This is a genomic window from Pediococcus inopinatus (assembly GCF_002982135.1).
GTDB lineage: Bacteria > Bacillota > Bacilli > Lactobacillales > Lactobacillaceae > Pediococcus > Pediococcus inopinatus.
In genome coordinates, this window is sequence record NZ_CP019981.1 from 1,857,203 (window position 1) to 1,880,533 (window position 23,331).

The following is a 23,331-nucleotide window of genomic DNA, read 5'->3' on the forward strand; positions in this document are numbered from 1 at the left end:
AAATTTATGACTCTTTCTTTAAGCTGCCTTTCTTGGAACGGGTCCGGGCATAAGCCACCAATAAAATTGTCCCTAAAATTCCGACTGAAAGTGCATTGCAAATAACCGACGTAATTCCTTGTAAATAAACTTTGGAAGCTGGTTCTGAGTATACCAAAACATCGCCGGTTGGTGCAATAATTCCCCAGACAACAATACTGATGATTACTTGGTAAATGTTGAAGAAAACTAACTTACGTTTTGTTAAATCACCAGTTTCAATATTCAAGTATTTTCTAGTTAATCCAAATAGGACTCCGTAAATACCATCGGCAACAATCCATGTCCACCAAGGCTCGCCCCATGTTAAATCAGTAAACATATGACCGAGAAAGGCAATTAATCCCCCAGCTACTGGTCCGAAGATTGCACCCATTAATGCTAAAAATCCATATGCCAAATTAATATTTGTATCTGGAACTCCGGTTGGAATCGGAATATAACGCATCAAGACAAAGAAAATTGCCGTCCCAATCCCAATTGCTACCACTGTTCTTACTGAAATACCTTGCTTCTTATTCATAAGCTTCTCTCCCTATACCAATATTTTTTTAATTTTTATTACCAAAATAAAAACGCCCTCTACTTCAAAAACGAAGTAAAGGGCGTTTGACCGCGGTACCACCTTTATGGGTCTACACTTTCTGGTATTGGTGAATAACTGATACCAGTTTTTATTTTGAAAATTAAAAGGACATCTGTCCTCTTTGTGCTACGATTTAATCGCCAAACAAAATCGAAAAGAGGAAAAACAGATGTCCCTAACTAATTCTATTTTAAGCTTGTTTGAAATGACAGACCCAAATATAACCGTAACTGGTGTTACCAAGAAACGTTGCCCGAATGGACAACGAATTCATGTCGTTCACGCCAACCTTTCTTATCAGCTTGTGAAATGTCCCCATTGTGGCCATAAAAGTCTAATTAAAAACGGTACCCACGTTAGTCATCTAAGGTTGGGAACCTTATCAGGCGGACGTTATGAAATGCAGCTAAGACGACAAAGATATCAATGCCAACATTGTTTAAAAACCTGTAGAGCTAAAACTAACCTCGTTAGACGTAATGAAACTTTTACCCACAATGTTAAACATCAGGTCATTGTGCTAGCTCGTGACATGCTGACCAGTAAAGAAATCGCTAAAATTTGTGGCATTTCACCAAGTAGTGTTCAACGTATTTTAAATGCAAATATTCACTTGGCTTACCGTGTTAAGCAACTTCCGCCAAATCTTTGTTTCGATGAATTTCGTTCCTGTAATCATCTAATGTCCTTTAACTGTTGCGATGCCGTTAGTCATCGCCGCATTGTGACCCTCAAAGATCGTCTCAGTAAGGATATCATTGATTACTTTGAAGCTCGTTATTCAGTTCAAGAACGTGCGAAAGTTCAAACAATTACTATTGATATGAACGCCGAATATGCTAGCTTTATTCATCGTTTATTCCCGAATGCTGTCACGATTATTGACCGTTTCCACATTATTCAGCTTGCTGGTCGTGCACTAGACAATGAACGTACATGTATTATCCGTACTTTTCAAGATAAGCATTCACGCATTTACCGCATCCTTAAATCTCAATGGCGTTTATTTCATTTGGCAGAAGAGAAAATCAATGACACTAAGCTTATCTATTTACGAGGCATTAACGAGTATATGACCCAACAGAACGCCATCGACCTTGCCTTAGATGAATTTCCAGAATTCAAAACTGTGTATCAAACTTATCAAGGCATTCTAACCGCTATTCACCAAAAGGATGCCACGGAATTTAAAAATTTGATTACCAACTACCAAGTAGCTGGTAATCAAATGGACGTCACCATTTCAACCTTCGTTAAGAACGGCTCAGCAGTGCTCAACAGTTGTCGTTATCCGTATTCTAACGGTCCTATTGAAGGACTTAATCGTAAAATCAAGGTATTAAAGCGTAGCTGTTTTGGTTTTCGAAATATTCATAACTTCTTCATTCGTATCAGTTTAATTCATGAGTAAACAAAAAGCACATTCACCGAAGTGAACATGCCTTCAAAAATCTCTACCAATACAGTTTGACAGAGACCCACCTTTATTTGAACGCAAACACGTTCCTTAATTCATAAGGGCTTTTAAACCCGCGGCTTTAAATTTTCTTGAGCCACAACGCTCCCAGACCATCTTCAGCAAAAACTTCCCACTAGATTTCAACATTCCTAGCTCTCTGTAATTTCCGTTCTTGCGTACTCATCTGTTCACAGCATTTTTTAATATTCTGAATAAGTTTGATGATACTCCAAAATCGCTTTTTAGACAAGTAGTGAAAATCGTTTTCTGAAAATAAAAATAGTGCGTGTTCTGTATTTTCAAAGAGCACTCACTATTTTTAAAATTTATTTATTAAGCATTTTTACCAATTGTTTTGCGACGAACAACTTCCTTTTGAGCTGCAACATCGGCATCTTTGAATCCAAATGCCCATGTGCACCCAAACGCAACAACTAACGTAACCACCGTTGCAATCCAGAAATTAATTTCATTACTCATCCCACCACCAAATTTAGCAGGGGTGAAGAAGGAAGGAAATCCGATAATTGATCCGGTAAATCCGTACATGTTTACATTCAAAAGTCCGGAAACTAAGCCACCGGCCGCGGCACCAATACTAGCCGTCAAGAATGCCCGTCCGTATTTCAAGTTAATCCCGTAAATGGAAGGTTCCGTAATTCCGACAAAGGCTGAAATTGTAGCAGCACCAGAAAGTTCTTTAATAGATGCATTTTTTGATTTGATGAAAATTGCTAGAACTGCAGCACCTTGAGCAACCATTGTCATTGAAACAATCGCGTTTAAATAACTGTATCCTTTAGATGCAATATCGTTTGCAATCAATGGCACAATCGCCCAGTGTAATCCGAAGATAACCAAACTTTGATAGAAGCCACCAATGATTGCTCCGGCAATTGGATAATTGAATTTCAAAATTGCATCTAATAGCCATGAAATTCCGGTACTTACTAAGGTAATCGCAGGTCCCACAACGATCATGATGATTGCTGATACAAGAATAACTTCAAATAATGGCACAAAAATCATTTGGAGAATTTGAGGAATCCATTTTTTTAACCAAATTTCAATGTAGTGGGCCATCCATGCCCCCGCAATGATTGGAAAAATACTGTACGTGTAATTTACCATGTGAATTGGCAGGCCAAACAGATTCGTGTTCAAGGCCATTCCTAATAAAGTACCCGTTGTTTTGGTTCCGGAAGCAATTGCAAATAATGACGGATAAACTAACACCCCACCAATAATAGCCATTATAATTGGATCCGATTTAAGCCTTTTGGCAGCCGTAAACCCAACAATAATTGGTAAGAAGTAAAAGGCAGAATCACCCATTGCTGAGATAATAATGTAAGTTTGTGATGTTGCAGTCGTCCAGTGAAAATCCACGGCCATTTGGAGTAATCCTTTAAGAATACCACTCGCTGCCAATAAACCAACGACAGGCATCATTGAACCCGTGATAACCCCAATTAAGGAATTAAAACCGTCTTTAATTTTATCCTTAAAGCTTCGATTGTCAGGGCCTTTAGCCGCAGCTGATGTTTCCGCTACAATCGCCGCTGTTGCATCTGGATCCGCATATTCTTGTCCAATTTGTGCAATCACTGCATCATAAACTTCAGTAACTGCAGCACCAATTACAACTTGGTATTGGCCTTGTGCATGGCGCACGGTAATGACATCTTCAAAGTTTTGAATCACATCGTCTTTTGCAATGCTTTCATCTTTTAAATAAAACCGCAGACGCGTAATACAATGAATCAGACTTTTTATATTTTCTTTGCCACCAACATTCTCGATAATGTCGGAAGCAAGCTTTGTATAATCCTTTGCCATTTTAAATACCCCCTTTATTATGCTTTAACTGTGACAGTCCCAATCTTAGCTTTGGCTTTAGTTTGTCCTGTAGATACATCCAAATGATCTAATTTATCAGCAGAATTCGGAAAGACCACAATAATCACATCATCTAACTTAGCTTCATGAACCTGATCTAAATCAATGGTGGCAATATCATCCCCACCATTAACAATGTCACCAGGTTGCACGCTAATCGTAAATGGAGCGCCCTTCAAATCGACAGTATCAACACCCATGTGAATTAAAACTTCCATGCCATTGGCCATCGTAAATCCCAACGCGTGTTTTGTGCTGGCAACCATCGTCACTGTTCCAGCCACCGGACTCACAATGTGTCCGTCACTAGGCTTTACTCCAAGGCCTTCCCCCATCGCTTTTTGTGCAAAAACTGGATCGCTGACTTCACTCAAGTCGATAACTTGTCCAGTTACTGGTGCGTAAACTGAATTATCATCAGCCACCTTTTTCTTTTTTCCAAATCCAAACATTTCCATTACCTCCCAACTGAATAATAAAACTTGGCTTTAAAATTAATCGCTTTCTTGTTAACGGTGTCATCATACATCCTGTATATACATGTTGTCAAATTTAAAGTGCTTATTTTTTTAATTGCTTATTTATCGGCTTTTAAATGCATGGTATTTTAAAATATTATCTTTTTATCTTGTCTATACTTGTAATTTTATGATATGATGGAAGCGCTTTAGGAGGCGAGTAGTTATGCAAAATAAATTTAACGCCATTTATCATGATTTAGCAGACAAAATCATTCATCATATCTATCCGGTTGCTAGTTATCTTCCTAGTGAAACTCAGTTATCTGAACTATATGGAACATCTCGTGAAACAATCCGAAAAGCATTATCAGAGTTGCTTACAAACGGTTTTATCCAGAAAATTCGGGGGAAAGGTTCAGTTGTTTTGAACCTGCAGCGCTTTAATTTTCCAGTTTCTGGCATTACTTCTTTTAAAGAACTAAACAAGTCTCAACACATGAATTCCAGTACCGAAGTTCTATGCATTGAAGATCAGCATGTGCCACTCGAAAACTTTGATTATCAATCAGCTACCCCACTAAAGGCAACCTATGTGGAACGGCTTCGAAAAATTGACAACGAACCCATTGTTTTAGATCGCGATTATATTTTAAAAAATATTGTCCCTGAGATTTCTCAAACGGTAGCAGCCGATTCTTTATATGACTATTTTGAAAACCAGCTTGGTTTAGTCATTAGCTACGCAACCAAGACCATCACAGTTGAGCATCCTACTAAAGAAGAAGCTAAATTGCTTGAGCTAAACGAACAACAAGATATAGTTGTTGTCCGCAGTCAAACCTATTTAGAAGACACAACTCTCTTCCAATTTACAGAATCCATCCACCGGCCCGACAAATTTAGCTTTGTTGATTTTGCCCGCCGTCAAAAAATTAACTAAGGAGTGTTTAAATATGTCATTTCAAGACAAAGTAATCTATCAAATTTATCCAAAATCTTTTTATGATAGTGACGGTGACGGAATCGGGGATCTTCGCGGGATTATTGAAAAAATTCCTTACATTGCCAAACTTAACATTGACATGATTTGGTTTAATCCCTTTTTTGTATCTCCACAAAATGATAACGGTTATGATATCGCAGATTATTATAAAGTTGATCCTCGTTTTGGCACCATGGCCGATTTTGAAGAACTAGCTCAAAAATTAAAAGAACATCATATTGGAATTATGCTAGATATGGTCTTAAATCACACTTCTACAGCTCATGAATGGTTTCAAAAAGCCTTGGCTGGCGACACAAAATACCAAGATTTTTATTATATTCGGGATCCGAAGCCCAATGGGGATCTACCAACAAATTGGGATTCTAAATTTGGCGGCCCAGCTTGGGGCAAATTCGGTCAAACTGGAAAGTACTATTTACATCTCTATGACCCAACTCAAGCCGACCTTGACTGGCATAATCCTATCGTTCGTCAAGAACTCTATAAAGTGATTAACTTTTGGCAATCAAAGGGAGTCCATGGTTTCCGCTTCGACGTAATCAACGTCACGGGGAAAAAAAAAGAACTAATCGACGCTCCGGTTGGTGTGGCCAGCAAGTCTCTATATACTGATACACCAGTCGTTCAAGATTATCTAAAAGAAATGAATCAAGCAAGTTTTGGGCAAGATCCAGATGCGATTACCGTGGGCGAAATGTCGTCAACATCGATTGCTAATAGTGTTGAGTACACTTTACCCAGTAACCACGAATTGACGATGGTTTTCACTTTTCATCATTTAAAAGTTGATTATATAAATGGTGAGAAATGGACAAAAACGCCATTTGACTTCATGAAGCTCAAAAAAATCCTAAACGAGTGGCAAATTGGCATGGCCAAAGGCGGTGGTTGGAATGCCCTTTTCTGGAATAATCATGATCAACCCCGCGCGATTAATCGATTTGGTGATCCTGTTCATTACCGGGCAAAATCAGCAGAAATGTTGGCAACAACGATGCATTTATTGCGAGGAACTCCATATATCTATATGGGGGAAGAAATCGGGATGAGCGATCCGGATTACACTTCAATGAGTGATTATGTAGATGTGGAATGTCAAAATGCTTATCAAGAACTTTTAGCCACTGGTAAATCTGCAGCTGAGGCTTTTGAAATTATTAAAACTAAATCACGGGATAATAGTCGGACCCCCATGCAATGGGATAATTCCAAATATGCTGGTTTTTCAGCTCATAAGCCTTGGTTAATGCCCACCAATCAGGATGAAGTAAATGTTAAAGATGAATTTGCACACGGAGAAATTTTTGCTTACTATCAAAAACTAATTAAATTGCGAAAAACTCAGCCAATTATTGCGCAAGGCGATTTCAAGCCGCTAATGATTGATAATAAACAAGTTTTTGCTTACTTAAGAAATTATCAAGACCAGACCTTGATTGTCTTAAACAACTTCTACGGAAAATCGACAACTGTGGAATTACCAGACAAGCTATGCGAACAAAATAGTACAGTATTAATTTCAAATTATGATAATGCAATTGAACTTCAGAAACAGATTGAACTTCAACCCTATCAGTCTGTAGCGTTTTTACTGAATTAAACACAAAGAGCCTCTTCTGTATCCATTATGTTGGCTACAGAAGAGGCTCTTTATTATCAGAATCTAAAAAATCAAATTTTCCAATCGTACTTATAATCAGCATACGAAACATAAAAAGTACCAAACCGTCTAATCTTAAAGCTAATATTACCAACACCTTTTATAGAAATTCTTGACTGCTTTGGTGTAACAATAGTCAGCTTATTTTTCTTTAATTGGTTTATGTTACTATCAGTCAAAACAATTTCAGCCTTCGCAGCGGCAAACGGATCTGCATAACTACTACTGGCCAAGCGGGCACTCAGCTTGGGAGATAACAAGCAAAGGCAAAATAGGACCCCAATTATAACGGCCATTTGGTTTACATATTTAGCAGGTCGATCCTGATTGCAGATGATCACCGTTAAATAGGCATCGCAAATCAGCACAAATACTACGCCAAACATTGCGACTGGAAGTAAATATATTGGTGGTTTTGCAGTTATAGTTGCCAAAATCAAAAATATCAACGCAATCAGATTAATCGGACGCCACTTAAATAAGGTCATCAACAAAAGTACTGTGATTCCCGCAAGAGGCACAAAATTTAACACCATTCCTTTGCCGACCAACATAGTGGATTCAACGGTCGGGTACGAAACGGCTCGCAAAGCCCATAAAATATTTAACCCCATCCAAACACAAAAATAGATTGGTATCCTTAGATTTCGATATCTCATCAATAATTTCCTCTAACTCACTTAAGCAATATTATTTATCACACGATCGTTGTTGCTTGTCTAAAACATAACACTACACAATGTAAAAAACCAACCCAAATATACAAACAAAAGTGCTCACTTTCGCTATTCCTAAAATGGGCACTTATTTTATATTAGTTTGAACTTCTTCCGGATAATTTAAATTGACTGCCTTAGCCACTTGAGTAACAAATATTCCATCAAATAGTTCTGTCCAAGTAGCAGGACCGGTGGTAACAGAAGCCAAATCAAATGGATCTTCAATCAAGATGTTTTGTTCCTCACACCAAGCTGTTAAGCGTTTATAAATCTCAAGATTATTATTTTCATTTAAAAGATAATAATTGCCAGCCGAAGTTCCAATTGTTATTGATAATTCGTAATGAATACTGGGTGCAACAAAAGTAGTCATTCTTCGAATTACACCAAACTGAACATACTGAATATCTGCTGTCTTTGTGGTCTCAATCACTTTTTTGTTATTGTCGATTAATTGAATCCCTGTATCAATAAAATTAACCTCTTCTGATGCTTTTTCCCCAAATACTTTCCTACCGATTTTATGATTTCCCGCATCTGAATTTATTGAACTACGCGGAGAAATTTGATCATCGAACGAAATACGTATTTGTGTGAAACATTTCTTAACATACCGAATTTTATCTTTCACATACATACTACTATTAGTAAAAGCTGTTTTTGAAATTTCATGCATTTTCTTTGCCAATCTTTCAATTAAAATTTGGTTTGAACTTCTTCTGGATAATTCAGTTTTTCTGCTTTAGCAACTTTATCTACAAATGTACTATCAAGATCGTTTTTCCACGTGCTAGGTTCGCCCGTGATAGACTCTAACTCAAACGGATCTTCAAGCGAGATGTTTTGCTGGTTACACCAAGCCTTTAATTGCTCATAAACCGCAAAATCATCATTTAACAAATAATAATTACCACTGTCTATTCCGATTGTTATCGCTAATTCATAATAAAAACCAGGTGCCAAATAGGTAGACATTTTGCGAATCACACCAAATTGAATGTATTGAATATCACTTGATTTCGTGGTCGCAACTACTTCCTTATCCTTACCAATCACCTGCATTCCAGTGTCATCAAACTTCACCGTTTCTGGTAGTACCAGTCCAAACAGTTCTCCAACCACTTTATTACTTTTTTTATCTGAATTCTTCTGACTCTGTGGAAAAATTTGGTCATTAATTAAAATACGCATTGATGTAAAACAATCTTTAATATAAGCTACTTTTTCTTTTTTATAATTACCTGTTTTAGCAAAAGCCGTTTTTGGAATTTCATGCATCTTCTTCACCAATCTTTCAATTAAACCTTGAGTATTTCACAACAACAATATATGAAATTAGCTTAATCGAACCCTTGCCATTTTACAGATTTATCACTACTAACAAATTTCACTAACATGTTATCCCCCCAGAGAGCTGTTTAAAACGCTTTCATTAAATTCTATTTTAGTCTCTTTTCTAAAAAAGACAACTATTGCTAGAAAACTCAAATTTTCGTTAGTTTACGCAGAATGGCGATTGGCAATTGCCAAGATAAACACGGTGCTTAAGATTAAGATGGTCCCAATTGTTTCCATCAAACCAAACTTTAAGTTTAGAAACACTACCGATACGATCGTTGCTGATAACGGCTCAAAAGCATCCAATAAACCAGTGGCAGTTGCAGAAATGTAGGCTAAACTGGCTAGATAAATAAAGTAGGCTATGACGGAACCAAAAATGACGATAAACAAATATCCTGCCCAGCCGGCCGCGTCAAATTTTGGCACATCACGCCATGCTGGCTGAATAAACATGAACAACGCGCCACCAACCACCATTGACCATGAAGAAACGGTCAAAGATCCGTATTGATCCAGTATTTTATCCGGCAACAAAACATAAGCAGCCGCGGCCACTCCCGTTACCACACCCCAAAATAAGGCTGCTGGCGAAATAGTCAAAGACGTTGGATTCCCGCCCGTAATCAAGAGATAGGTTCCGACCAAAGCCGCAACAATGGCCCAAACATCTCCGCGTCGTGGCACCTTTTTATAACGCACGATTGTGAAGACGACAATAAAGACCGGCGCTAAAAACTGTAGAATAGTAGCCGTAGCAGCATTTCCAACTGCCACTGCCTTGTAGTAAACAGCTTGCATAGCAGTCATGCCAAAAATGGTAAAAACAAGTAATTGAATAATCGCCTTTTTATCGTGCCAAATCGCAAATAGCTTTGGTCGTTGTTTTGCTTGAAGCATCCCAAATGCAAGTAATAATAATCCACCAAAAAACATCTTGGATCCAATTAACCAAGTTAATTTCATGTGGTAATCAGCAAATAGAATCTGCGCAATCGGTCCTGAAATCCCCCAACAAATAGCCCCAATTGACGCGTACAAAATTCCTCGTGTTGATTTGCTCATACTTGCATCCCCCGTTTAGTGTTTCCCGTATTTAAAACTCATGCTTCTAATTATCGGACTATTAGGAAACGAACGCAATGAGGATTTTGTATTTAACTAACTAGCATTTCAAATATTTGCCACTGAGACGGAGGACAGCTCAGAAAAGCAAAAGACAATAAATAAGTACATCTCACGCGGGATGGCGATCCCGCACCGGTGCCGCTCGTTGCCTTTTTTTCTCCGCCGAGATTTAGGACAGCTCGACAAGTCAAAAGGGCGCGGATAAGTATGACTCACAGCAGGATTGCAATCCTGCCTCCGTCACCTTGCTCGTTGCCTCTTTTTATCCGCCGAGACTGAGGACAGCTCAGAAAAGCAAAAGACAATAAATAAGTACACCTCACGCGGGATGGTAATCCCGCACCGGTGCTGCTCGTTGCCTTTTTTTCTCCGCCGAGACTGAGGACAGCTCAGAAAAGCAAAAGACAATAAATAAGTACACCTCACGCGGGATGGCAATCCCGCACCGGTGCTGCTCGTTGCCTTTTTTTCTCCGCTGAGATTTAGGACAGCTCGACAAGTCAAAAGGGCGCGGATAAGTATGACTCACAGCAGGATTGCAATCCTGCCTCCGTCACCTTGCTCGTTGCCTCTTTTTATCCGCCGAGACTGAGGACAGCTCAGAAAAGCAAAAGACAATAAATAAGTACACCTCACGCGGGATGGTGATCCCGCACCGGTGCACTTATTTAGTGTCTTTTAGCGCTTTTCTTCGCTCACTTTATTTCTAATACCTCAATATTCCCGCCGCCACTTTATCGGTTGGCATATCTTCCGTATCCAGCAAGACGATCCTTCCACCTGTCTGCATCGTTTTATCCACAATATCGTTCACAAGATTATTATTTTGGGCCTCCGTCGTTTCTGTATCCAACTTGCCCTCTTCATCAATCATGCCAACCACCGTTGTGTCATTTCTTACAAACAGCGTATCAATTTGACCGGCCACCGCACAGCGCACCAACTCACGCATATCACTCGTTGCCTTATTCCTATCTTTCGCCGTTTCATAACGCTGCTTTTGCACATCCATAATTCCTTCAAACCATTTCCGTACAACTGGACGCATCTTATTTTCTAATTGATCAATTTTTGAGCCATTAGGTGATTCTTCAACACACAAATGACGTGATAGATTCTTATTCTTAGTGACCTGACGGAAACGTGCCTGATTTTCAGGTAACCCAAACACAATCGTCATCAAACCTTCCGGATGCGCATAATTTTTTGTCACATACGAATCGACCATCTGATAGTAATTAATTTGGTCATTAGTAACTTCTTGGCTCTTCTCGTTATGCCCATGATAAGCCACCGCAATATCGCCCCCATGATTGGAAGCTCCACGAAACGACATCTCACCACCGACTAATTCATTATCGCCAAGTGCTTCCTTCAATGTTCGCGGCGCATCTTCACCAAGCGTAATTTCTTCTAGGTCATACCCACTTCCGCGATAAAGCTTAAATGACGTTTGATTAAGTCCGATTAATAAGTACTCAAATTTAAGCTGTAACTCCTGGATAATTGGCAACACATTAGGTTGACGTGAAACGGAAACTTGATTAACACAATTTCCGGAAAGCTGGAATGTCTGTACCTTGTCCATATCACCAATTAAAACCACTGCTTCGCCTGCATCATCCAACCAGAAACTACTATCATCACCATAAATACTCCAACGACTTAAGTAGGCCTCGTGATCAACTTCAGGAAACAATTTTGTTAACTTATCTTTTGCTTCCTTCAACAAATTTTTGAAAGTGATTTTTGTGTGCTGAATCTCTTTTAAATCAGCAGGGTTATTCACAATCATCGTGATAAACGGGCCGTGTTCTGAGCTCAATACATCGTTTAAATCATTCTTGTTAATTCGCATAGGTTATTCCTCCAGTAAGAATATTGATATGAAAGCCTTTTCTATTTCTACCCCAAGCATAGCATCTTTCTATCAAAATATCCAGTATAGTTATAACGTTCATAAGCAGAATATTATTTATAACCCATATGAAAGTCTAACTTACATTTTACTGAAACAACTCAAAGTGCGGTTTCAAATACTTTCCCGTCTCACTTTGAGGCGTATTTGCCACCTCTTTTGGCGTACCGGCGGCAATGATTTTTCCACCAAATTGGCCACCTTTTGGCCCAAGATCGACCACATAATCTGCATTCGCAATCACGTCCAAATCATGTTCAATGATAATAATTGTAGCTCCTTGATCAATCAACCGATCAAACACATGAATCAACGTTTGAATATCAAGTGGATGTAACCCTACAGATGGTTCATCAAACACAAATAATGTCCCGCTTTGTTTCCGGCCCATTTGTGAAACTAACTTCAAACGCTGTGCTTCACCACCGGATAGAATTGGCGTACTCTCACCTAATACAAGATATCCCAATCCCATTTCATCAAGTTTTTCCAAAATTGATTTGATTGCAGGCACGCCTTTAAAAATTGGTAAGGCATGCTCTACATTAAGCGCCAAAATATCGGCAATGGTATAGCCGTGCCATTTTACCGCCAATGTTTCATCATTGTATCGCTTGCCGTGACAAACGGGACAAGTTTCTACCATGTCTGGCAGGTACTGAATATCCAGTGAAATTGTGCCGGTCCCCTTACAGTTCGGGCAAGCCCCTGAAGCCACATTGTAAGAAAAATTGCTGGCGGTCCACTTCCGTTGTTTTGCCTCCGGAGTATCAGCGAATAAAGCCCGGAGCGTATCCAAAATTCCAGAATAAGTTGCGACTGTAGAACGGACGTTTTTCCCGACTGGTACCGAATCCACCATGACCACCCGATGAATATGGGCGCGGTCTAACTGACTAATGTGGGCTGGTAATGGTTCTTTTTTAATCGCCGCTTTAATTGCTGGAATTAAACTATCTAAAATCAGCGTTGTCTTCCCAGCACCTGAAAATCCTGCCACAACGCTGAGCCGTCCCTTGGGGAAATGAGCGACGACATTATGCAGATTATATCGATCAGACACACCAATCGTTAGATCGCCCTTATCAAACAGTTTAGCTTTCGGAACCTGCTTTCTAACCAATAATTGCGCTGTTCCATTTAAAAATGGTGCAATGAGCGATTGCGGGCTCTGCTTAATAGTAGAAACTGTTCCTTGGTCAACAACTGTACCCCCGTTTTTACCGGCGCCTGGGCCAATCTCAATCACATAGTCCGCAGCCGAAATAATCCGCGTGTCATGATCAACAACTACTAATGAATTTCCTTGCGCAACTAACTGATGCAAAATCTTAATTAAGCCACTGACATTGGCTGGATGTAGCCCAACAGATGGTTCATCAAGAACATAAAGCACCCCGGTCGTTTGGCTGCGTAAAGTTCGCCCGAGTTGAATACGCTGTAATTCCCCGGTTGATAAGGTGTCGCCCTCTCGATCCAAGGTTAAATAATCCAGTCCTAAGTCTAAAACAGGCTGAACACTATCTTGAAGTTCACCTACCAAATTAGCGCCAAGTTCGTGCATCGTTTCTGGTAACCACGGCACAATTTTAGGCATAAATTGGGTTAATTCGGTGATGGTCATTTTTGAAACTTCAGAAATATCTTTATCCACTAATTTTGTGTTTAATAATTTGGGCGCAAAACGCGTTCCATGACACGTTGGGCAAATATCAAATGAATAAAATCGATTGAGCCGTTTGATTGCTCGTTCATTGGTTGTTGTCGCTAAACTATCTTCAACCGCCGAATAGGCATTCTCAAATTGCGCGTTGTCCATATGGAAAATCTTGCCCGTTTTAGATGGAATGTTAATCGCATATTTTTTATTTTCACCATGCCAAACCATTTCTTGATCTTCCGCACTCATTTGATTAAATGGCGTATCAATTGGAATCCCAATCTGTTCAGCCACATAAATCATAAAATTACGGCCTGGCAATCGCCATGAAGCCACCGCCCCCTCACGAATGGTTTTCGTTTCATCAGGGATCAACCGGCTTTTTACAATCTGGCGGACTTTACCGACACCATTACAAGTTGGGCAGGCACCTTCTGAGTTGAACGCAAAACTTTCTGCACCGGGTGCCATGAATTTCACTCCACAAGTCGGACAAATTACGTAGCCCATATTTTCTGCAACTTCTAAAGTTGGTGGCACACGATGCCCATTGGGACAAACATGCGAACCTAATCGTGAAAACATCAGACGCAGAACGTTTAAACTCTCTGTCATTGTTCCAACAGTTGAACGAACGCCAGGAACGGTTGGTCGTTGCCTTAACGCCAATGCAGAGGGCAAATACTTCACTTCATCAACATCAGCTTTGCCAGCCTGACTAATCCGGCGTCGCGTATAGGTTGAAAGAGAATTTAAATAACGGCGGGCCCCTTCAGCATAAAGAACACCCATCGCTAGTGAGGATTTTCCTGATCCTGATTTTCCCGTAATCGCTACAAATGCGTTTAGCGGAATTGTCACGTTCAAATTTTTTAAATTATTAACATGCGCCCCAATTACTTCAATGTTATCGGGAATCGTTTCTTTATGTTGAATTGCCATGTAAACCGCCTTACCTTTCTGTTACACTTCCCCTTCAGTATAACGCGCGTTGATATTTAGCAAAAATAAAAACACATTCTGAAGTTCAGATTTAACTTCAGAATGTGTTTTTCAATCAACTTATTTTAAACTAAATAAATTACAATAATTAGTGCCGCTAACGCCACAATAGCAGATATTCTTGCCAACCGCTTATTGGTACTTCGTTTCTTATAAGCATAATATCCACAAATAATCGTAACAATAAATGCAGCAAGCAAAACCCAAAAGCCCATCTAAATCATCTCCCAAATTAAACTCTAAATAACGCTAATATTACGAATACATAAACAATCTCTACAGAGTTAATAAAGCTCCCAATAGTCTTTTAAAAAAGTTACCTTGAAATCTTGGTAAAAGCTCAAAGTATGTCCCGATTCTTAAAATTCCAGTTCTTCAACACCGATTCCAAATTCTTGCCATAAGATTGTTAACCAAGGCCCTGCTATAAGACAAAACACCGCGAAATAGAGAACATACTTTAATACCTTGGAATTTGAAATTTTTTCACTCATTGATATGACCCTTTTGGAAATAGAACTGATATCTAGTTCAATAAGTTCATTTTTAGAAACATTTTGTAGAAATATCTTTTCATAGTTATATTTCTTTAAATAAGTTAATCTCTATTATGTTAAATAAAGAACAACCGCTAACGCTATGACCATTATCACGGTGAGCACAATTGCCAATGGCCGATTCTTATTTCTCTGTTTAGTTGCCATAACTCCACATCCGATGGCAGTGATAAATAACGCTAAGAGTAACCACAATCCCATTTCATTTCCTCCATTACTTAATAAATATAGAACAGCTAATTAATTTATGCTATGATTAGATAAAAACATATAATGTAGAAGGGCTATTATGCAAAAATTAATTGTATTTATAATCAGTATATCCTTACTTTCATCACTTTCTGCGTGTGAAAAAAATAATTCCGCAAAGGTTTCTTCATCTCATTCAGAAGCTCATACAAGTAAAGCTAGCAATAAAAAGATAAATTCATCGAAGAGCACTAAAACTAGTTCTTCTAAAAGAATTACAACCGCCAACAGTAAAAATGTACATCATACAGCTGCAAAAAAGGCCACTGCGACATCAGCTTCAGAAACTAAAAGTTCATCCTCAGCTTCTTCAAACAATACTGGACTCAATCAAACGCGAGCAGCAATAACAGCGGAAGAAAAATCAAATGATAACAAACCTTTAAATTGGGAACCTATAAAAAACGCCCAGCAAGCAGAGGCTCGTGTCACTAAATTATACGGTAACAAAGGATGGATAACAATGCACGGTACAGTCGGTATTAGTTCTCCAATTTATTTTTCTGAAACTAGTAACGCTACTAACACAACATATGTTATCTATGCTACTGGTAAAGTAACTGCCATGCATTAGCCTAAGATATTTACCTTTATATTGTACAGAAAAAGGACCAGTTCAAACTGATCCTTAAACTCTATTTATTTAGTTAGTTCCTCACGGCCAACTTCAAGATAATGTTTCATATCATCTTCTGGTACCATGCTACCACCAGTTGCCCAAACAATATGATTAGCATTCTTCAATGGAAAATCAGCTGCCAATTCGCCTAATGATTGATCCATAATTGAGAACCCAGCGGCTGCTGAAGGTTCCAAACCAATCTTTTCTGTATCATATAGTCGTGCAACATCTTTCATCATTTCTTCGTCCTTGAAAGTTGCCGTTCCTAACAACAAAGTTCGCATGTTTTTACCAGCAATTCGTGAAGCACGACCAACAGCCAAACCATCTGCTTTGGTAGTCCCATCAATCCCAATATCATAAACGGAAATTTTATCGTTTAAACCAGTTACCATCCCCAACGTCACGGACGGAATGTGAGTAGGCTCTGCAAAAATTGCATGCACATGTTCACCCAAGACCTTCTTCAAGCCAAAGGTAACCCCACTTGGGCTGCCACCAACTCCAGCTGGTAGGTAAACAAATAAAGGATGGTCCTTGTCAACTTTGATATCCTGTGACTTCAATTGGGCTTGCAAACGCAAAGCAGCTACTGAATAACCCAAGAATAAATCGTATGAGCCTTCATCATCAATAAAGTAAGTCATTGGGTCTTCAGCTGCCATCTTACGAGCTTCTGTAATCGCATGTGTGAAGTTATCATTGTACTCCACGACATTTACACCAAAGGCACGCAATTTGTCTTTCTTCCACTTTGAGGCATCAGCCGACATATGAACAGAAGTCCGAAAGCCTAATTTCTGGGCCACAATTCCAATTGAAAGACCCAAGTTACCAGTTGAACCAACTGCAATCCCATATTTAGAAAACAAATCATGGTATTTTTTACTGGCCAATACAGCATAGTTATCTGCATAAATTAGACCACCTTCACGGATGGCAACTTTTTCGGCAAACTTCAAAACTTCGTAAATACCACCACGAGATTTGATAGACCCAGAAATTGGTAAATAGTTATCTGCCTTTAAATATAAGTTACCTTCAATCTTATTTGTAAATGTTTCATTTAGGCGAGCTTTCATATCTGGCAGGTCAACCAATGGCGATTCCAAAATTCCTTGGGTAGCTAAAGTTTCTGGAAAAGCGACCTCAAAATAAGGTGCGAAACGGTGAAAACGCGCTTCTGCATCAAAGATATCCTCAATTCCAACTGAAAGTTTAGCATCTTTCCCATAGTCTGGATTTCGCCAAAAAAAAGGCTTCAAGTCCTTCATGGTCTTTACTTCTGGATATTTTTCGATCAAATCATCGACATTCATTTTTAGATCTCCTCAAATTAATATAGTTGTCTTACCCATGTTTTTCTCCATTAATCAGTATAACAACAATAGATTAATTTTTTAAGAGGTCTAATGAAAATAATGCTACCTTTGCCAAAGCAACATAAAGTTCTCAGCGTTTTAATAATCGGACTAATTCTATTTTCCTTAACATTTAATCTCCCCCAAATACTCTGATATGCAAATCTACACCCTAAATACTAGTCGGGTAATAACTTGGACCAGCACCAGCAAAACAATTAACTCACTTGATAACCTCATTCTGCTAACAAGCAGATAGCTCAACAAAAAGTTCAGCAAAGTCATCAAGATTCCCCACCAAAAAACATGACCGTAGCACAAAGCATCCCAAACAATCGTTGTTAACGTTATGACTGTCCATAGTTTTGCGCTTTCAATCAAAACTCTGCTATTTTCGGCTTTTCTCGATCTAAAATACGCCATATTTTGTATTGCATATGGTAAACAGCTTTGTTTCACTTTTTTTCAATACCTACGAAAAAATAAGAACCGGTAAAAGACTACCAGCTCTTATTTATATCCCAACCTCGTATATGACCAGTTTTCATTGTCACACATTCAGATTGAATTTTTATTAACTCCCCCCAGAGCTTGGATACTTATCTCGCGTTGTATAAAATGTGAATCTTAATTTTACTAAATCAACAAAAATAATTATGCCAGTAAATAAGTTGATTGCACAGAAGCCAGTAGTTTACATTCCAGCAACTATCAGTTTACATGCTCATTATTTATGCATGCTGAACTTCAATGAAGTTGAAAATTGTTGTTGACCAATTTCTATTTGTTGTTTTAGAAATTTTCTATAAATATATTGTATATTCATACGACCTAACATAGGAAAAGAAAAAATTAACGTACATTTTTCAAAGATTAACGTAAGTAACAAACCCTCATCAACATCATCTAATTACTTTTTGATTCCTTTAAATTCTCAATTTATTCAACAATAGCAATCAACTATTCTTTTGGATTTCACACTTTTAAATCCATTTAAGCAACCTAAAAATTACAATGATTAGTAATACAACAATTTGAATAGGTAACAAAATATCGACATTTAAAATTAGATACTGAGTTATAATAACGGTAACTCCAACAATAATCGTATCGTTAAAAAAGAATGGCCAAGTTGGTTTGAAGAACCATAAAGCAATGGCCACAAAAATCCAATATAAGCCTGCTAACAATGCCGTTCGTGCTGGTTCATCATTTATGGTAGATGCTGCACCTGATAGATATATATAACTACCAAGTATAAATGTAATTATGGAAAGGATAATTTTTTTTATTTTCATGTTTCGCCTCAATAAGAAGTAATTTTATGAATATTAGTTGGTTTGAAAGAACCTTTAAAATTGCCGGTTAGTCCGTGTGGAGTCACAATATGAGTGTTTGTTTTATAGGAAATTAGAGCTGACTTAGTTGCTTCCTAACCAATATGATAAATAAACATACTTAGAACAATAGCTCGGAGACTTATGATATAAATTTGTAGAAATAAAGTATGTGGGATTATCCTTTTTATACATGTATTTGTATGCATATGTCGATGCAGCATCTGCGTAATGTGGATGTGCTTTTATTCGATAAACATACACAAATCTATTTTTACCTGTATTGCGATAAAAAAAGCCTTTTTTTTGAACTGTGCCAAGCTCCGTGGTTCAACCCCCGGCATTTCCATCACATATTTTGAAGATGTTACAATGGCAGCGTGCCCAATTATTCGTGATTTGCAATCTGAATTCCGCCCATAAACAGTCCCCATTCTATAATACTTAAGGTTTTATTATCTGCTTTTATGTTAACACCCCTTTCTTAACCTTTTTTCCGCTCTCTTAAATTACACTCTTTTAGATGTTTATAGTATATAGTCAAACGGTCTGGTGTGAGTAAATAAAAAATAAACGTACCAATTTCAATGGTTAACGTAAAAAAAAGGATTTACAGTTTTATACTGTAAATCCTTTTTAAGATACATGATTTTTCATCAATTTAGTCAAATCCCGGGCCTTGCGAAATGATACCTTGCAAACTAATCCCTGATTAAACTGTAATTGTCTGGCTTGCGCATCAAAACTTGTCACATGATCTAAATTAACCAAATAACTTTTATCACAGCGAAATAAATTAGTATATTTTTCTTCTAGATTATTGAGATTGCCTGGAAATTCAGCCTGCCGATTTTGGGCAATCATCGTAACACTTCCTGGTCGTTCCTTAACCGTATATAGCATCACCAATTCGTTCATCGGGACGGAAAAATAACGCGATCCGATTCGATAGCCGAATAGTTTTTGCTGATGATACAGTGCTTCAACGTACTGAGCCCGCGCTAAATTGATATCCTCGATTATTTTACTTTTAATACCTTCAAGCGTTTTATCTTTCAAGATATAATCCAATGGTGCAATTTTTCGCTCTAACGTTAAAAAGGCCAGTTCATCATGAGTTGTGATAAACACAATTTGAGCAAAGGGCATCTTTTGTCGAATTTTACTAGCTAGTTTTAATCCGGCATCTGTTTGCGATCCAATTTCCATATCTAAAAAGAACAGTCCCTGCTCTTGATCCAGGATACTGCTTTCTAACTTTTCAACATCATTGGTTGCACAAACCAACTTCATTGCATAATTGTTAATCATGATGGTATTTTTGATAACTTTCGCATAATACGCTTGTTGTTCAAGATTATCTTCTAGTAAATAGATTGAAAACACTTATTTCTCCCCCGTAATAATTAAAGTGATCCGCAGCTTTTGTTGTATCAACTGTGTGTCCAAATAAAAGTTTGCATTTTGATTAACCAACTCTTTGACATTTGCCAGACCCAAGCCTCGATTTGATCCTTTTGAGGAATAACCCAACTTGAAAATAGTTTGAATATCAAACGGTAATTCAACAGAATTTTCCACTGAAATTTCAACTGTATCATCTGTTTTAATAACCGCACAGGTCACCTTCTGATCGGGCATTTTACTAGCCTGTTCAATTGCATTATCCAGCAAGACACCCACAATCCTAACAATATCGACAAGTTGTTTTTCGATCAAGAGATCATCTTGTTCAATTTCCAAATCTAATTCAACTTTTTGTTTGCGTGCTTCAAAAAATTTCTGAATGATCAATCCACGCAGAGTTTCATTTTTTAGATGATCCAGCGCACCAATACTAACTTTACTTAGCGAACCATTTAAATGCTTTTTATTTTTTAATTCGTTTAAATACTCCCGCAATTCTGTTTGATCATCGTTTTTCACCAGTTCCGTCATTGAAAGTATAATATTCTGATAATCGTGCTTAAATTGACGCAACTCGGTATACTGCTGTTCGATACTAGCCAAATAATCATGTAATTGCTGATTTCTGATTCCTTCATCCTTCATATTCTGTTGCACAGCATACGTTTTGATAAAAACCTGCATTTGCCAACCCATCAAAAGAATAATTAGCATAAAAATTACAATACTAGCTGCCTGAATGATCGCCGTAATGTTTTGAATATCGCTAATAATCAAAATCGTTTGAATAGAACCATAAATCATCATTAACATCCCACAAATCCGGGTGGATAATCCTAAATCTTCAATCTGATCCACCAAATGACGCCACCAAGCATGATGTCGATAAACCCAAATGAATAAGAGAATGGTAAAAAGTAAATCAATCGTTATATCCTGAAATACCAGTACACCACCGACACTCGAAAGTGACTTAATGGAATGAAAATGGTTTGTCCACAACGAAATTGTCGTACTAATGTATCCACTAATGGAGATTAAGATTATTTGAATAATGACACTGATTAGCATTGTATTGATGTATCTGGGATCAATTTTCAATTTTCTCTGCCTGATCATTTCAATAATAATTACCCCTAAAACTAGTGGTAGATAGGCAGCATCTTCCAAAATCATACTTAAAAATGCGCAAAAAACACTGACAACAAAATTTAAAACGACTACTTTCAGCCTGAAATTATGATTTAGATAAGCATTTGTACTTAAAACAATAAAAATCAATGCAAAATTCTCAACGAGATACTCAATAATTCCAAATTCTATCATTATCTGTTAGTTTAGATGAATAACAAAATTCATTCATCGCTGGCTCCCTTTAAACCAAATCTACGTCTTGCATCACATTCTTTAGTTTAACTAAATTGTATCAACAGCGCAATGCGAACCGTATCGTTTTCGGTTAAAGTACAATATTTTGTAAGTGAACAAATATACAGCTTTCAGTTAGGAAAAATTTATGACCTAATCATATCCTAAATGAAAACATTTTTTAAAAATCTCTCCGAAACAAAAACAGTAAATAAGGGATTGAAAATCAAAAACTGATTTTCAATCCCTTATTGCTTAAATTTTAGTACTTAATTCCTTCGTCTACATCATCCAACGGCACAATGATCATTGCGTTCTTGCGATAAACATTTACATGATGAATATCATGAGCCTTCAACATATCAACCGCATTTTCATAGTTACGCATATACTGATTACTATCATGTGCATCTGAGCCAATTGTGAATCGTTTGCCACCAAGTTGTTTGTAAATTTCAACTGCATAATCATACAACCCGATATTATGATACTTATACATGCTAGTGGTATTCAACTCAAACGCCATATTATAACGGACAGCTAACTTCAAAATGTTAGCTAACAACACACCGGCCGTTGTTTCAAACATCCCTGAAGTTAAATTAAGGTTACGCACACCATAATCAAAGTGGGCTAACACATCAGCATCGTGAAAAGCATTAATGCCCTTCCACATTAACCGATAGTATTTGTCCGTGACCATCAATGGATCCATCGTCGATACCATACTGTCACTAAAATCATACTCAGCACTTCGGTGGAAACTCAACAATTTAATGTCAAAATCGTGTTGTTTTAGATAAGCATGCATCTCTTTTTCACGTCCGGCAAAGTAACCGATCTCCACACCCTTAAAAATGTGTTTCCCAGTTTCTTTTTCTAAACGATTAATCTCACGCGAGTAGGCGTCATAATCAAGCAGGTCATCCCCGCTTTTGTCGTCTTTTGCTTTGAAATCTAAATGCTCAGTGCTAACAAAATTGTCACCAGCGAGTTTTAAATATGCAGCCATTTTTTCATCTGAATCAAATGAAAAGTCTGTATGTACATGTTGATCATAATAATCCATAGAAAACTCATCTCACTTATCATTTTTTTTGACTAATTGTTTAAAATATCCATGATGATATAAATCTTGTTTCAGGTCCGCTAAGGTAAAGCGATGATAGAACGAGCGATACTGATCATCTGCAAGAGTAAACAAATCGGTTAGTGTTTCTGACATATTATCAGAAATAGGATCTGCCTGATTGACCCCTTCAGATTTTCCCGTGATGAACCGCGCATAACTTATTGTAGGCGGAATCGTCAGGTCATATAATTCACCCACATTAATATCTGCTAGTGCTCTTTTTAACTGATAACCGCCATTCTTTCCTACTGATCCCTCAATGTACCCTTTTTTATGGAGGACGGATAAAATGTTACGAATGACCACGGCGTTTAGATCCAACGAAGCGGCTAATTCTCGGCTAGCAATCTTTCGTGGATTGTTCTCTTCCAAGTAAAACAAACTGTGCACCGCAACTGAAAAATCCAATTTCATTCGATCGGA

General features: G+C 37.9%; 19 protein-coding genes and 1 pseudogene. 4 read left to right on the top strand and 16 right to left on the bottom strand.

Going from position 1 to position 23,331, the window contains the following annotated elements; translation table 11 throughout:
- Positions 1–4 precede the first annotated feature (4 nt).
- Positions 5–562 (bottom strand): ECF-type riboflavin transporter substrate-binding protein, encoded by a 558-nt coding sequence (locus PI20285_RS09255; RefSeq protein ID WP_057773773.1) that lies wholly within the window; start codon positions 560–562, stop codon positions 5–7.
- Between the two features lie 184 nt (positions 563–746).
- Between PI20285_RS09255 and PI20285_RS09260 the strand changes: the two genes are divergently transcribed.
- Entirely contained in the window at positions 747–2,036 is a 1,290-nt protein-coding gene (locus PI20285_RS09260) for an ISL3 family transposase (protein WP_245080589.1), read from the top strand.
- 381 nt (positions 2,037–2,417) lie between these two features.
- On the opposite strand, the pseudogene PI20285_RS09265 reads toward PI20285_RS09260, so the two are convergent.
- Positions 2,418–4,435, bottom strand: a pseudogene (locus tag PI20285_RS09265) (PTS sugar transporter subunit IIABC).
- A 232-nt stretch (positions 4,436–4,667) separates the two neighbouring features.
- Here PI20285_RS09265 and treR point away from each other — a divergent pair.
- Both treR and treC read left to right on the top strand, forming a co-directional pair.
- Complete coding sequence (treR, locus tag PI20285_RS09275) at positions 4,668–5,384, top strand: trehalose operon repressor (protein ID WP_057775350.1); 717 nt, start codon at positions 4,668–4,670, stop codon at positions 5,382–5,384.
- Between the two features lie 13 nt (positions 5,385–5,397).
- A complete protein-coding gene (gene treC, locus PI20285_RS09280) occupies positions 5,398–7,050 on the top strand; it encodes an alpha,alpha-phosphotrehalase (protein ID WP_057775352.1) in 1,653 nt (550 codons plus the stop codon).
- Between the two features lie 71 nt (positions 7,051–7,121).
- Here the strand turns inward: treC and PI20285_RS09285 are convergent, their stop codons facing one another.
- The 8 genes from PI20285_RS09285 to PI20285_RS11660 form a co-directional block, all read right to left on the bottom strand.
- Positions 7,122–7,724 carry a hypothetical protein gene (locus tag PI20285_RS09285; RefSeq protein ID WP_156406543.1) on the bottom strand — a complete coding sequence of 201 codons (603 nt, stop codon included), beginning with the start codon at positions 7,722–7,724 and terminating at the stop codon, positions 7,122–7,124.
- A gap of 190 nt (positions 7,725–7,914) precedes the next feature.
- Positions 7,915–8,517, bottom strand: coding sequence for a hypothetical protein (locus PI20285_RS09290; protein ID WP_057775356.1), 603 nt, complete (start codon positions 8,515–8,517; stop codon positions 7,915–7,917).
- Positions 8,518–8,525: 8 nt separating this feature from the next.
- The gene (locus PI20285_RS09295) at positions 8,526–9,107 is read right to left on the bottom strand and encodes a hypothetical protein (RefSeq protein WP_057775358.1); all 582 of its coding nucleotides are present in this window, start codon (positions 9,105–9,107) and stop codon (positions 8,526–8,528) included.
- A 222-nt stretch (positions 9,108–9,329) separates the two neighbouring features.
- Entirely contained in the window at positions 9,330–10,232 is a 903-nt protein-coding gene (locus tag PI20285_RS09300) for a DMT family transporter (RefSeq protein WP_057775360.1), read from the bottom strand.
- 769 nt (positions 10,233–11,001) lie between these two features.
- Positions 11,002–12,153 carry a baeRF6 domain-containing protein gene (locus PI20285_RS09305; RefSeq protein ID WP_057774251.1) on the bottom strand — a complete coding sequence of 384 codons (1,152 nt, stop codon included), beginning with the start codon at positions 12,151–12,153 and terminating at the stop codon, positions 11,002–11,004.
- A 148-nt stretch (positions 12,154–12,301) separates the two neighbouring features.
- Complete coding sequence (locus PI20285_RS09310) at positions 12,302–14,815, bottom strand: excinuclease ABC subunit UvrA (protein ID WP_057774254.1); 2,514 nt, start codon at positions 14,813–14,815, stop codon at positions 12,302–12,304.
- A 125-nt stretch (positions 14,816–14,940) separates the two neighbouring features.
- Positions 14,941–15,090 (bottom strand): hypothetical protein, encoded by a 150-nt coding sequence (locus tag PI20285_RS11655; RefSeq protein ID WP_156406528.1) that lies wholly within the window; start codon positions 15,088–15,090, stop codon positions 14,941–14,943.
- 393 nt (positions 15,091–15,483) lie between these two features.
- Positions 15,484–15,633, bottom strand: a complete 150-nt coding sequence (locus tag PI20285_RS11660; RefSeq protein WP_156406529.1) for a hypothetical protein — start codon at positions 15,631–15,633, stop codon at positions 15,484–15,486.
- 88 nt (positions 15,634–15,721) lie between these two features.
- Between PI20285_RS11660 and PI20285_RS09315 the strand changes: the two genes are divergently transcribed.
- Entirely contained in the window at positions 15,722–16,255 is a 534-nt protein-coding gene (locus tag PI20285_RS09315) for a hypothetical protein (protein WP_057774257.1), read from the top strand.
- A 65-nt stretch (positions 16,256–16,320) separates the two neighbouring features.
- Here the strand turns inward: PI20285_RS09315 and PI20285_RS09320 are convergent, their stop codons facing one another.
- The 6 genes from PI20285_RS09320 to PI20285_RS09350 form a co-directional block, all read right to left on the bottom strand.
- On the bottom strand, positions 16,321–17,622 hold the full coding sequence (locus tag PI20285_RS09320) for a D-serine ammonia-lyase (RefSeq protein ID WP_057774259.1): 1,302 nt from the start codon (positions 17,620–17,622) through the stop codon (positions 16,321–16,323).
- A 1,025-nt stretch (positions 17,623–18,647) separates the two neighbouring features.
- Positions 18,648–18,962, bottom strand: coding sequence for a hypothetical protein (locus PI20285_RS09325; RefSeq protein ID WP_057774262.1), 315 nt, complete (start codon positions 18,960–18,962; stop codon positions 18,648–18,650).
- A 675-nt stretch (positions 18,963–19,637) separates the two neighbouring features.
- The gene (locus tag PI20285_RS09335; protein WP_057774263.1) at positions 19,638–20,387 is read right to left on the bottom strand and encodes a response regulator transcription factor; all 750 of its coding nucleotides are present in this window, start codon (positions 20,385–20,387) and stop codon (positions 19,638–19,640) included.
- On the bottom strand, positions 20,388–21,734 hold the full coding sequence (locus PI20285_RS09340; protein WP_082623296.1) for a sensor histidine kinase: 1,347 nt from the start codon (positions 21,732–21,734) through the stop codon (positions 20,388–20,390). It lies immediately after the preceding gene.
- A gap of 304 nt (positions 21,735–22,038) precedes the next feature.
- On the bottom strand, positions 22,039–22,845 hold the full coding sequence (locus PI20285_RS09345) for a PHP domain-containing protein (RefSeq protein ID WP_057774268.1): 807 nt from the start codon (positions 22,843–22,845) through the stop codon (positions 22,039–22,041).
- 12 nt (positions 22,846–22,857) lie between these two features.
- On the bottom strand, positions 22,858–23,322 hold the full coding sequence (locus PI20285_RS09350) for an RrF2 family transcriptional regulator (RefSeq protein ID WP_057774271.1): 465 nt from the start codon (positions 23,320–23,322) through the stop codon (positions 22,858–22,860).
- Between the last annotated feature and the right edge of the window lie 9 nt (positions 23,323–23,331).